11 protein-coding genes and 1 pseudogene are annotated in these 12,309 nt (G+C 67.2%); 4 read left to right on the plus strand and 8 right to left on the minus strand.

Features of this window, described 5'->3' with window-relative positions:
* A pseudogene (locus AC4BAR_RS13135) lies at window positions 1-170 on the plus strand (ABC transporter ATP-binding protein); the annotation flags it as partial.
* Between the two features lie 13 nt (window positions 171-183).
* On the opposite strand, the gene AC4BAR_RS13140 reads toward AC4BAR_RS13135, so the two are convergent.
* From AC4BAR_RS13140 to AC4BAR_RS13170, 7 genes are all read right to left on the minus strand, one after another.
* Window positions 184-627, minus strand: a complete 444-nt coding sequence (locus AC4BAR_RS13140) for a hypothetical protein (RefSeq protein ID WP_490628329.1) — start codon at window positions 625-627, stop codon at window positions 184-186.
* 28 nt (window positions 628-655) lie between these two features.
* Window positions 656-2,173: a hypothetical protein gene (locus AC4BAR_RS13145; protein ID WP_490628330.1), complete on the minus strand. Its 1,518-nt coding sequence runs from the start codon at window positions 2,171-2,173 to the stop codon at window positions 656-658.
* 3 nt (window positions 2,174-2,176) lie between these two features.
* Complete coding sequence (locus AC4BAR_RS13150; protein WP_490628331.1) at window positions 2,177-3,508, minus strand: DUF6765 family protein; 1,332 nt, start codon at window positions 3,506-3,508, stop codon at window positions 2,177-2,179.
* Window positions 3,509-3,593: 85 nt separating this feature from the next.
* Window positions 3,594-5,276: an LVIVD repeat-containing protein gene (locus AC4BAR_RS13155; protein ID WP_490628332.1), complete on the minus strand. Its 1,683-nt coding sequence runs from the start codon at window positions 5,274-5,276 to the stop codon at window positions 3,594-3,596.
* Window positions 5,277-5,653: 377 nt separating this feature from the next.
* Window positions 5,654-7,408, minus strand: a complete 1,755-nt coding sequence (locus tag AC4BAR_RS13160; RefSeq protein ID WP_490628333.1) for an LVIVD repeat-containing protein — start codon at window positions 7,406-7,408, stop codon at window positions 5,654-5,656.
* Between the two features lie 286 nt (window positions 7,409-7,694).
* Window positions 7,695-8,240: an NADPH-dependent FMN reductase gene (locus tag AC4BAR_RS13165; protein WP_490628334.1), complete on the minus strand. Its 546-nt coding sequence runs from the start codon at window positions 8,238-8,240 to the stop codon at window positions 7,695-7,697.
* Window positions 8,241-8,288: 48 nt separating this feature from the next.
* Window positions 8,289-9,113 (minus strand): TOBE domain-containing protein, encoded by an 825-nt coding sequence (locus AC4BAR_RS13170; protein WP_490628335.1) that lies wholly within the window; start codon window positions 9,111-9,113, stop codon window positions 8,289-8,291.
* A 131-nt stretch (window positions 9,114-9,244) separates the two neighbouring features.
* Here AC4BAR_RS13170 and modA point away from each other — a divergent pair, with 131 nt between their 5' ends.
* The 3 genes from modA to modC are packed head-to-tail and all read left to right on the plus strand — an operon-like array spanning window position 9,245 to window position 11,802.
* Window positions 9,245-10,000, plus strand: a complete 756-nt coding sequence (modA, locus tag AC4BAR_RS13175) for a molybdate ABC transporter substrate-binding protein (protein ID WP_490628336.1) — start codon at window positions 9,245-9,247, stop codon at window positions 9,998-10,000.
* Between the two features lie 42 nt (window positions 10,001-10,042).
* Window positions 10,043-10,723, plus strand: coding sequence for a molybdate ABC transporter permease subunit (gene modB / locus AC4BAR_RS13180; protein ID WP_490628337.1), 681 nt, complete (start codon window positions 10,043-10,045; stop codon window positions 10,721-10,723).
* Window positions 10,720-11,802, plus strand: a complete 1,083-nt coding sequence (gene modC / locus AC4BAR_RS13185) for a molybdenum ABC transporter ATP-binding protein (protein WP_490628338.1) — start codon at window positions 10,720-10,722, stop codon at window positions 11,800-11,802. The genes modB and modC overlap by 4 nt, the downstream gene beginning before the upstream one ends.
* A 90-nt stretch (window positions 11,803-11,892) precedes the next feature.
* Here modC and AC4BAR_RS13190 read toward each other — a convergent pair whose 3' ends face one another.
* On the minus strand, window positions 11,893-12,270 hold the full coding sequence (locus AC4BAR_RS13190) for a DUF779 domain-containing protein (RefSeq protein ID WP_490628339.1): 378 nt from the start codon (window positions 12,268-12,270) through the stop codon (window positions 11,893-11,895).
* Between the last annotated feature and the right edge of the window lie 39 nt (window positions 12,271-12,309).

Here is a 12,309-nt window from a genome sequence, read left to right on the forward strand (position 1 = left end):
TGATCCGTGAGACGGGCATCTCCAGTGTGATCGTCGACAAGAACTGGAAGCATGTCACCCAGATCACCGACCGCAATGTCATCCTCGTCAAAGGGCAGGTGGTGTTTGAAGGGTCTTCGGCTGAACTGCTGCAGGACCCCGATCTGTTGACGCAGCACCTGGGGGTGTGAACCCGCGATCCCCTCAGGGCTTGGGCAAGACCTCCAGCACCCCCACCTCGGCATGGCCACCGTCCTTGCTGTGCACATGCACCGGAAAACGCCCGGTGTGTGCAGCCTGCAGCGGGAAACGGCTTTCCTGACCGGCCTTCAGCGCGATGCCTTCGGTGTAGCCGTGGATCTCCAGCATCCCATCGCGCGGCGACGACACCACGAACTCGGCCTGCTCGCCCTGACGCAGCTGATAGACGGTGGCCGCCCCCGCCTGGGCCTGACCCACATCGATGCGGAAAGTCGGGGGGATGGGCCGAGGCGCCTGGGGCAAGGCGGCCGCGCTGGCTGGCTGGGCAGCCGTTGCCGGCGCCGGTTCGGATGCCGGCGCGCCGGCCTTCTGGGCCACCACATAGCCACCGACCAGCACCACCACCGACAGCGCCAGCAGCAGCCCGTTGCGTAAACCGGTTTTCATGGTGTGTTCCTCTCGGGCTTGGTTTTTGTCAGGACGCCACAGCGGGCAAGACCACCGTGGTTGAAGCGATGGGCAGCGACAGGATCCACAAACCGGCCGCCGTCAGGCCCACCATCAGCAGCAGCATGGGCAGCTGGCTCAGCACCGCGCGGCGGCTGTTGCCAAAGACCTGCAGCGCCACCCCGTGGGCCAGGTAGACGCTCACCACATGGCCGACCAGGATCAGCGCGACCTGGGTGTGCCAGACGGTGTTGGCGTCGATGAACCAGGGCGCCACCGGCAGCGTGGCCGTGCCAAACAGGTTCCAGCCCCAGCCAAAGGGGTCGGACAGCAGGCGCACAAAGGCCGGGCCCTGCGCCAGCAGCAGCGTGTAGTAATGGGTGACGTGGTAAACCACGGCAATCGGCACCAGCGTGTGGGCAAAGTCCAGTGCCAGCGCACCCAGCGTCAGCCGGTGGCCGGCCAGCCGCTGCGTCCACTTGAGTGCGGCCAGGTAGCAGGCCAGGTAGACCAGCGGCGACAAAAACAAGGCCAGCGACTGCCAGAGGTGGAACAGCCGGGCGGCCACCGCATAGGGCTGGGCGGCGTGGGCCTGCACCACCGCGCCAAACAGCGGGTAGAGCTGGCCCCAGAAGAAGCGGGCCCAGGGGCCGGACTCGTGCAGGCCGTCGTAGGCGGTGGCCGACAGCATGAACAGAATGAACACCACCCCGCTGCCATGCGGTGGCCGGTCTTCCAGCAGGCCGACAAAGGGCCGGCGCCAGCGCAGCGCGATGCCGCGCCGGCCGCTGGGCAGGGGCGCGAGCGACCAGGCCAGCGGCGCCATCCTGGCCACCAGCCCGAGGAAAACGCCGAAGAACTCGCCGTGGCGAAACCAGGCGTCCAGACCGAACAGCCGCGCGCCGGCGAGGCTGATGGCGGTGTAGGCCAGCAGGGCCACCGACAGGCTGTGGGGCGTGGTGTTGCCAAACAGCTCCAGCCAGATGAAGGCCATGAACAGCGCCAGCGCCGGCCAGCAGCCCAGCGCCGCTGGATAGACGGCAAACACCGGACGAAACGCGCCGGGCCAAAGCCGCTGGAGGCCCTCGCACAGCGCCCGCCAGGGGTTGAGCAGCAGAAACAAATCACCGCACAGCGCACACAGGTAGGTAAAGCCCAGCACGAAGATGATCCAGAAAAAACCCATGTTGAAGTTGGCAAACGGGTTGGGCGTGCCAAACAGCCCGGTGGCCACCGTCAAGGCCAGCACCGCCAGCGCCAGGCCTTGCAGCGCCGCCACCGTGCCGCTCACGGCCAGCGGCGCTGGGGTGGCTGGCTGGGGCAGTGGCACCACCGGCGCCGGCACCCGCGACACCAGACCCACCACCACAAAGGACAGCACCAGCGCGGCCGAGGCGCCGTAGGCGTACATCCAGAACGGCACCGGCAAGGCATAGGGCGCGGCAAAGCTGTGGGCCGAGGCCGTGGCCGCCGCGCCCAGCGACGCCAGCAGGGCCAGGCACAGCACCAGGGGGTGACGGCGGGACAGCACAGACCGGCGGCGCATGGCTCAGTGGTTGACCATGGCGATCAGCTGCACGGCGCGCCAGCCCTTGGGGCCTTTTTCCGCCAGGATGGCCAGCTCGTCGTAGGGCAGATGGCGCAGCTTGGTCACCGCGATGGCACGGGCCAGGCCCTCGCTGGACGGTGGCAACCCATGGATGGCGTAAGGCAGCAGCGGCGAGACCCCCGGGCCCTGCAGCAGCAGCGGAAAAAATGCCTCCGACAGCTGGCCGTAGCGCGCATAGGCCCTGGCCTGGCCGGCCAGCCGGTCCACGGTCTGCAACTGGGCGGCCGTCAGCGGGGCGGGTGCATGGGCCAGTTCGGCCACCGCGCCATGGTCACGCATGCGCCACAGCCTGAGCCGCGCGCTCAGGTCGGGCTGGCGTTGTGTGCTGATGAGCTCGCGCAAGGCAGCGTCAGGTTTGTCGGTGCCCAGCCAGCGGGCGAAGAACAGGTCGAAAAACTCGCGGGTGTCGGTGTCCAGGCCATGCTGTGCCGTGCCGCCGCTGGGCAATGTGGGCAGGCGCCGGCCGTCCGCGCCCAGAGCCACCGGCTGTTTGCCATCCGGCAGCGAAATGCTGTCGAGGAACCGGGTGTTGGGCATGCCCTGGGCCACAAACCAGCGCCGCTTGTCGGTCTTGCTGGCGCCTTGAATGAAGCCTGGCAGCTGGGCCCGCACGGCGGCCCAGTCCTGCGGTGTTCTGGCCTTGCCGGCCACGGCGGGGTATTGCGTCAAGGCCTGGTAGCTGGCTTGGGCCATGGCCAGGGTGTCTTCGGGCCAGGCCTTGCTGAGGTCGGCCCGGTGGCTGGCCCAGCCGCCGCGGGCCTCCGGGGCCGTCCAGGCCAGCTGCGGGTCGCAGCGCACCGGGCTGGACGGAAACACCGGCGTGGCGGGCAGGCCCTGGTAAGACCACGAGTCCTGCAGCAGGTGCAAGGCCTCGCCCAGCTTGTACAGCAGGAAGTCGGCCTTGCCTTTGGCGGCCGCGGCCAGCACGGTGTTCAGCGGGCGCCGCGCGGCCCCACCACCGGCCACGATGGCCCGCTGCGCCGGCGCGGCGGGCGGCTTGCCGTCGCTGGGGAAATGGTAGGACTGGGCCACTTGGGCGGCGTCGGCATGGGCGCCCAGGCAGGCGTATTCCAGCACCAGCTCGATGCTGTCCATCACACCGGCGTCGCTGCGCTGATTGCCGGCGGCAATGGTCTCGGCCTGGGCTTCGGTGAAGCCGGCCTTCATGGCCAGCCACTGGGTCAGGCCGAAATGCACGTCGCTCTCGAAAGCCTGCGTGGGCAAGGCCGCACCCAGCAGCGCGGTCAACAACAGGGCAACGCGAAATCTCATCCAGCGAGGGGCAGCTTGGGAAGTGAACAAGGTCGCAGCGAGTAGACCCTATCCTCCCCGGGTCGTCAACGCGCGGGCCCTGGGCTCAGTTGAAGGGCCAGACGCCGTTCTTGAACTTCATCACCAGCAGGCCGTTGTCCTGGCACATGGTGGTGAGCAAGCCCTTCTTCTTGTCAAAGTCCAGCCGGGAGGCACACCAGTCGGGGCCACCGGGACGCCACTGGCCCAGCGTGGTGTGGTCGGAGCCGAGCTGCGGCAGCTGGGTGCCGGCCGGGTTGAAGTAGGCGATTTCCTTGGGCTTGGCCGGGTTGCGGATGTCGAACACGCGGATGCCGGAGTTGAAGTAGGAGCAGGCCATGGCGGTGGCGTTGTCGGTGTCGTCCACCGAGCAGTAATGGCTGCCGTAGGTGAACACCGCCAGGTCGGCCACGTCGGGCAACACGGCGTCGCAGTTCTTCACGTCGTGGGTTTCCAGCTTGAGCTTGGACACCAGCTGGGGGGCTTTTTCGTTGCTGATGTCGTAGATGCGGGCCATCGGGAAGGGTGGCAGGCCGGCGTTGCAGGCGGCCTTGATGCTGGCCGCGGTGGACAGACCGGCCGGGCCAGCCTCGTCGACCATGATCAGGTGCTGCTTGCCGTTGATGGTGACCACCTGGGTGTGCTGGGCCAGGCCGCCGTCGTTGAAGGCCACCGCCGCGATCAGCTTCATCTGCGCGCCGGGCTTGCGGGCCTGGACCTCGGAGGTGTCCAGAATCAGAAAGCCATTCATGGGTGTGGTGCTGGGATTGGCCACGTCCAGCGGCGTGGGTGCGGTGGACGCCACCACATAGGCACGCTTGCCATCCTTGCTGATCGACAGGCCGTGTGGGGCCTGAGCGATCGGCGAGCTGTTCTTCATCTCGAAGCTGGTGATGGTTTTCGGCCGGGTCGGGTTGGTCACGTCGATGGCGTGGTAGGCCGCGTTCTGGCTGTTGTCACCCACGTAATAGGTCATCCCGTCGGGCGAGATGTTGCCTTCGTGGCCCTTGATGGGCTTGGACTGCACCACGTCGCCCAGGGGCGTTTTGGTGACCGCGGTGTAGTTCAGCGGGGTGGAGCTGAGCAGCTGCGGCGAGCGGCAGTCGGCCGACAGGTCGTAGATGTCGACTTCGGGACCGCCGTCACCGCTGAGGTTGCCGTTGTCGGCAAACAGCATCTGGCGAACCGGGTTGGCGCGCAGCGACTCCCAGGGGTTGCCCATGGCGGGTGAGGTGAGCGACATGGTGCGCACCGGGTGGGTCGGGTCGGTCATGTCGATCACCGGCACGCCGGGGTTGATGCGGCCTGGCCGCATGGAGGCGGTGGAATGGTAGGCACAGTGGTGGCCGCTGCTGTCCTTGAAGGTCGCGGCCGACCAGTTGCCGCCCTCGCCGGCATAGCGGCCCACCAGTTCCAGGTTGCAGCTGAAGCCCTTGAAGCCCATGACCCGCATCAGCGCCGGCACCTGGCCTTGCAAAGCAGTTTCCGGCGTGTCGCCAGCCGCACAGGCGGCCACCTTGGTGGCGTACTCCTGCAGTGGCGTGGGTGCACCACCACCGTTGCCGTTGCCGTTGCCGTTGCCAGCGTCTGCCGTGCCCACGTTGGCCGCGCCATGGGCCGATCCGCCACCGCCGCTGGCCTGGCCGCTGGCACTGGCCAGCGATTTCTGGCTGCCATCGCCGGCCGCCGAGGCGGGCTCACCGCCACCACAGCCGGCCAGCACCAGCAGGCTGGCCAGGGCCACCGACATCAACGGGGGGCAAGGAAAGACAACATGGTGGCGAAGGCTCACGTGGGCACCTGATCAGGTTGGTTCGCCGTTCGACGGCGAGGTGGCAAGGACTTTTCCAATGGGACTGAATTGCCTTGCTGCCCGTGACCGACGCACGCCCAGAAAAACCGCTCAATGCACATGGGTACCAATGTATTACCCACCCTCCTGAAAAGGGAGGACTTATTCCACAGCCTGCACCGAAAGGAAAACTTTCAGCGGACTTGGCGACTTTGTTCACGGACGCGGGCGAAAGCGGGGTTCGACGCCGCCATGACCCACACGGGTGTGTCGTGGTCTCCCCACGACAGCCCGCAAGCCACAGCCCACGGATTTGAACAGGGCCGGTGTGATGCTCAGTCTTTGAACGGCCAGACGCCGTCCTTGAACTTCATCACCAGCAGGCCGTTGTCCTGGCACATGGTGGTGAGCAGGCCCTTCTTTTTGTCGAAGTCGAGACGGGAGGCACACCAGTCGGCGCCGCCCGGGCGCCATTGGCCCAGGTTCACCTTGCCCGAGCCGGCGGGTGGCAAGGTGGTGCCGGCGGGGTTGAAGTAGGCGATTTCCTTGGGCTCGGCCGGGTTGCGGATGTCGAACACACGGATGCCGGAGTTGAAATAAGAGCAGGCCATGGCGGTGGCGTTGTCGGTGTCGTCCACCGAGCAGTAGTGGCTGCCGTAGGCGAACACGGTCAGGTCGGCCACGTCGGGCAACACGGCGTCGCAGTTCTTGGGATCGTGGGTTTCCAGTTTGAGCTTGGACACCAGCTTGGGGGCTTTTTCGTCGCTGATGTCGTAGATGCGGGCCAGCGGGAAGGGCGTCATGTTGGCCAGGCAGGCGGCCTTGGCCGAGGCCAGGGTGTGCACGCCGGCCGAGCCGGCCTCGTCCACCATCACCAAATGCGGCTTGCCATTGATCTTGGTGGCCAGCGTGTGCTGGGCCAGGTTGCCGTCCTTGTGGGCGACGGACGCCACCACACGGAACTGCGGGTTGGGCTTGCGGGCCTGGATGTCGGACACGTCCAGCGTGATGAAGCCGGTGTTGGCCACGAAGTTCGGGTTGACCACGTCCAGCGGTGTGCCGGTGTCAAACGCCACCGCGTACAGCCGGTTGCCGTCCTTGCTCACCGACAGGCCATGCGGCGACTTGCCGATGGGCGAGTTCTTCATGTCGAAGCTGGCAATCAGCTTGGGACGGGTGGGATTGGTGACGTCGATCGCGTGGTACTGCTTGTTGGTGATGTCACCGACGTAGTAGGTCATGCCGTCCGGCGAGATGTTGCCCTCATGGCCCTTCATCGCCGCACTGCTGCCATCGGCGGCCTTGTAGCTCAGCGCGCTGGTGCTGAGCAGCTGCGGCGAACGGCAGTCGGCCGACAGGTCATACACATCGAAGTCGGGCCCACCCAGGCTGTCGGAGCCGTTGACGGCGAACAGCATCTGGCGAATCGGGTTGGCGCGCAGCGACTCCCAGGGGTCGAGCATGGCCGGGGTGGTCAGCGACATGGTGCGCACCGGGTGGGCCGGGTCGGTCATGTCGATCACCGGCACGCCGGGGTTCATGCGAATCACCGGCCGGGGCGTGGCGGTGGAATGGTAGGCACAGTGGTGGCCGCTGTTGTCCTTGAAGGTGGCGGCCGACCAGTTGCCGCCCTCGCCGGCATAACGACCCACCAGTTCCAGGTTGCAGCTGAAGCCCTTGAAGCCCATGACCCGCAACAGCGCCGGCACCTGGCCTTGCAAAGCGGTTTCCGGCGAGTCGCCGGCCGCGCAGGCGGCCACCTTGGTGGCGTATTCCTGCAGCGACGTGGGCACCGCACCGCCGCCGTTGCCTCCAAGATCGGGCATGGCGAGGTTCACCGCGCCACTGGCCGACAGGGCACCGACATGCAGCGCCCCGCTGGCACTGAGCAGCGAGCCCTGGCTGGCATCGCCGGCCGGCGCGGCGCCGCCGCTGGACGGTTCACTGGCGCTGCCCTGCTTCTGCGTGGCCACGCCGGTGGTGGTGGGGCTGGCATCGCCCCCGCCGCAGCCGGAGAGCACCAGCAGGCTGGCCAGGGCCACCGACAGCAGCGACGGGTGTTTGGAAAAAAGGGGCAAGAAAGAGCTCATGTCAGCACCTGATCAAGGTTGTTCGCCTGTCGAATCCCAAAGTTCGTTGTGGCGAGGGCTTTACCGATGGCACCGACCGTTTGGAGCTTGTGAACGGCTTCACACCCCTCCAACCGCCAGTGCAGATGGATACGAATGTATTAGTCACCCCCCTGAAACGGCAGGACTTATTCCGCATTTCCACCCATGGCAAGAGAACTTCTGGCCAAGAAGGAGAACTTTCGGCGGACTTCGCGACTTTTTTCACGGGCCTGCTGACCGGCCCGCGGTGGCGTTCGGGCCGGGCTCAGCCCCGAACCGTCTGGCTCCACGCCGCCAGTTTCTCCATCTGCTGCGCCACCAGTTGGGTGATGCGCGCGTCGGTGAGCTCGCCCTCGGCGTCGAAACCGCCACCGAAGGCGCTGGCAAACACCTCGGGCTTGTTCAAGGGATGAAGGTCCAGGTACACACAGACCTGCCGCAGGTGGTATTGCGCCCGGGAGGTGCCCATGCCCCCGCCCGCACCCAGGATGGCCACGGCCTTGCCGGCCAGCAGCGCGTTGTCGGGTTCGCGCGAGGCCCAGTCGAGGATGTTTTTCAGCGCGGGGGCGATGGAGTAGTTGTACTCCGGACAGGCCAGCACCAGGGCGTCGGCCTCACCGATCTGGGCCAGCACCCGGCGCACCGACGCCGGCCGCTCGGCCAGGTCGGCGTTGAAGAAGGGAATGTCCGACAGGTCGGCCACCGCCATCGTCACGCCGGCCGGCAGATGGGCCTGGGCGGCCCGCAGCAGACCCTTGTTGGCCGATTTCTGGCGCAGGCTGCCAGCGATGCCGAGGAATTGGAGTGACATGGTGGAATCCAGGGAGTGAAAAAAGCGATGGACGGGGTTCAACCCGGGTCATGAGAAGGTGGCCAGGATGACGCTGTCGCAGGCAAAGCTGGCCCAGGCCGGCTGGCCTGGCGTCAGGCCATGCTCGGCCACCTGACCGTGGGGCATGGCCGCCACCACGGTGTGGCCGTGGGCGGTGTCCAGTGCCACCTGGGTGCTGTTCTGCCCCGGCGTCAACGCCGCCACCGTGCCGGCAAACACATTGCGCTGGGCGCTGCGGCGCGGCAACTTGCCCGACACGCTGACCCAGGGCGCTTTGACCAGCGCATAGGCCTCGCTGCCCGGCACCAGGCCCATGCGGGTCACCGACTCCGGGGTGATGGTGGCCGTCATCTCGCCACCGCCCTCCAGGGCCAGCGCCACCTGCACCAGGCCGCCCCCGTCGACCAGCGACAACACCTGGCCCATGAACTGGTTGCGGGCGCTGGTCTTCACCGACAGCCGGCGGATCAGGCTGCGCAACGAGGCATTGGCGTGGGCGGCCGCACCCTCGGCAGGGCGCTCGGCCAACTGGTTCAGGATGTCTTGCTGCGAACTCTCCATGGCCCGGTACAGCGCAATGATGTGCCGGCCATGTTCGGTGAGCTGGGTGCCCCCGCCATTTTTGCCACCGGTGGTGCGCACCACCAGCGGCTGTTCGGCCTGGCGGTTCATCGCGTCCAGCGCGTCCCAGGCGGCCTTGTAGGACAGCGGCACCGCCTTGGCGGCGCGGCTCAGCGAGCCCAGTTGGGCAATGGCTTCGAGCAAGCGAATGCGCGCCTCCCCCAGCTGACCGCCAGCGGCGGTTTCAAAGGCGACTTTCCCCACCAGGGGGCGGGCCGGGGCTTGACTCATGACACTGAAGATAGCAGAGCGGCCAGGGTCCAATCCTGCATCGGTCAGGCACCCGACAATCGTTATATACTTTGTTATATTTCGATGATTTTCAAACGCCCCTCGGCGACTCGCCTTCAGGAGTTCTGACCATGCGCCCTCGCTTCACCTTGGCCCTGGCCGGCCTGTCCCTCTGGCTGGCCTCGGCCGCCGCCCACGCCGACACGGTGCAGGTGGCGGTGGCGGCCAATTTCTTCGGCCCAATGAAGGCGGTGGCAGCGGTGCTGGAGGCCACCACCGGCCACAAGGCCGAGCTGGTGTCGGGCGCCACCGGCAAGTTCTACGCACAGGTCCAGAACGGCGCGCCCTTCGACATGTTTCTGTCGGCCGACAGCAGCACACCGGCCAAACTGGAGGCCGAGGGCCTGGCCGTGCCAGGCAGCCGCTTCACCTACTCCCGTGGCAAGCTGGTGCTGTGGTCAGCCAACGCCGGCATGGTGGACGGCGGCGGCGAGGTGCTGAAAAAGGGCGGCTTCCACAAGCTGGCCATTGCCAACCCCAAGGTCGCCCCCTATGGCGCGGCGGCCGTGGAAACCCTGGCCAAACTGGGCCTGAGCGAGGCCATCACCCCGAAGCTGGTGCAGGGCGAGAGCATTGGCCAGACCTACAGCTTCATCGCCACCGGCAACGCCGAACTGGGCTTTGTGGCGCTGTCACAGGTGCTGGAGGGTGGCAAGCTGAAGTCGGGCTCGGCCTGGACAGTGCCCGAGAAGCTGCACACCCCCATCGTGCAGGACGCGGTGCTACTGACCCGCGGCAAAGACAACAAGGCCGCCGCCGCACTGGTGACGCTGCTCAAGTCAGAGCGCATCAAGGACTTGATCCGTTCTTACGGCTACGCGCTGTGAAGCTCAACGTGCAGGGTGGGCCGGTGCATAGAATCCGCCATCATGTCTGACGCCAGCCTCGCGGCCATCACCCTCACGCTGAAGCTGGCGACCGCCACCACCGTCATCCTGCTGCTGCTGGGCACGCCGCTGGCCTGGTGGCTGGCCCGCACCCGGTCCTGGGTCAAGGGGCCGGTGGGGGCGCTGGTGGCCCTGCCCTTTGTGCTGCCCCCCACGGTGCTGGGCTTTTACCTGCTGCTGGCCATGGGGCCGCAAGGCCCGGTGGGGCAACTCACCCAGTCGCTGGGCTGGGGCACGCTGAGCTTCAGCTTCTGGGGCCTGTTGCTGGGTTCGGTGTTTTATTCGCTGCCCTTTGTGGTGCAGCCGCTTCAGAACGCCTTCGAGGCCATGGGTGACCGGCCGCTGGAGGTGGCGGCCTCGCTGCGCGCCTCGCCACTGGACCGTTTTTTCAGTGTGGTGCTGCCACTGGCCCGGCCCGGCTACCTGACCGCCACCGTGATGGGCTTTGCCCACACCGTGGGCGAGTTCGGCGTGGTGCTGATGGTGGGCGGCAACATCCCGGGTCAGACCCGGGTGGTGTCGGTGCAGATCTACGACCATGTGGAGGCGCTGGAGTACGCCGACGCCCACCGCCTGGCCGCGCTGATGCTGGTGTTTTCCTTCTGTGTGCTGCTGGCGCTGTACTGGCTCAACCCCACCGGCAAACGCAAGGGCGCGGCATGAGCGCCACTGGCATCCAGGCCCGTTTTGTCCAGCGTTTCGACGGCTTCTCGCTCGACGTCGACCTGGCCCTGCCCGGCACCGGCGTGACCGCGCTGTTCGGCCATTCCGGCTCGGGCAAGACCACCTGTTTGCGGCTGATGGCCGGCCTGCAGCGGCCTGACCAGGGCCGGCTGGTGGTCAACGGCGAGGTCTGGCAGGACGACGCCAACCGGCTGTTTCTGCCCACCCACCGGCGTGACCTGGGCTATGTGTTCCAGGAAGCCAGTCTGTTCAGCCACCTGGACGTGCAGCGCAACCTGCGCTACGGCATGGACCGGGTGCCGGCAGCGCAGCGCAAGGTGTCGCTGGACCATGCCATCGATCTGCTGGGTATTGCCCCCTTGCTGGCCCGGATGCCGGCCACGCTGTCGGGCGGTGAACGCCAGCGGGTGGCGATTGCCCGGGCCCTGGCCACCAGCCCGCGCATCCTGCTGATGGACGAGCCGCTGGCCGCACTCGACCTGCAGCGCAAGGAAGAAATCCTGCCCTATCTGCAGCGGCTGCACGACGAGTTGCAGATGCCGGTGGTCTACGTGACCCACTCCCCCGACGAGGTGGCCCGGCTGGCCGACCACCTGGTGCTGCTGGAGGCGGGCCGGGTGGTGGCCAGCGGCCCCACCCACGCGCTGCTGACCCGCACCGACCTCCCGCTGGCCCATGGCGACGCCGCCGCCGCGCTGGTGATGGCCCAGGTGACCGCCATTGACCCCCAATACCACCTGGCCCAGGCCGGGTTTGCCGGCGGCGCGCTGCAACTCACCCAGCAAGGCCTGCGGGTGGGGCAGACGGTGCGGCTGCGGGTGCCCGCGCGCGACGTCAGCCTCACCCTGCAGCCCGGCAGCGGCACCTCCATCCTCAACATCCTGCCCGCCACCGTGACCGACTTGGCCGACGACAGCCCCGGCCAGCTGATGGTGGGCCTGGACGCCGGTGGCACGCGGCTGCTGGCACGCATCACCCGCAAATCGGCCGATGCGCTGGCGCTGGCGCCGGGCCTGACGGTGTATGCGCAGGTCAAGGGTGTGGCCATCGTCGGCTGAGGGCGACCGACCATGAAAAAAGGGCATGGTCCGAAGACCATGCCCTGGTGAATGGCGGCGCCGCATGGACGCAGGCCGCACGCGGAGAAATCAGGCCAGGTCGCGGTTGACCTGGGGCTCAATCTCGGCCCACTCCTCGTCGGTGAACAAGCGGGACCGGGTGTGAAAGGCCTTGCCGGTGTTGCCTTCCAGTGAGAAGGTGCCACCGCTGCCCTCGATCACGTCGAGGATCAGCTGCGTGTGTTTCCAATACTCGTACTGCGATTTGCTGATGTAGAAGGGCGTGCCGCCCACCTGCCCCAGCAGCACGTCGTAGGCGCCTATCGTCAGGTCGCCCGGCAGGTAGCAATTGGCCGCGCTGTTGTCGCAGCAGCCGCCGGACTGATGAAACATCAGCGCCCCATGCTGGGCCTGCAGCTCGGCAATCAGGGCCAGTGCGGCCTCGGTGGCAATGACGCGTTCAACCATGGTGGCCTTGTGTGTGGGAAGCCCCCGGACCGGAACCAG

The sequence above is a fragment of the Rhodoferax sp. SPJ4 genome (assembly GCF_058216275.1).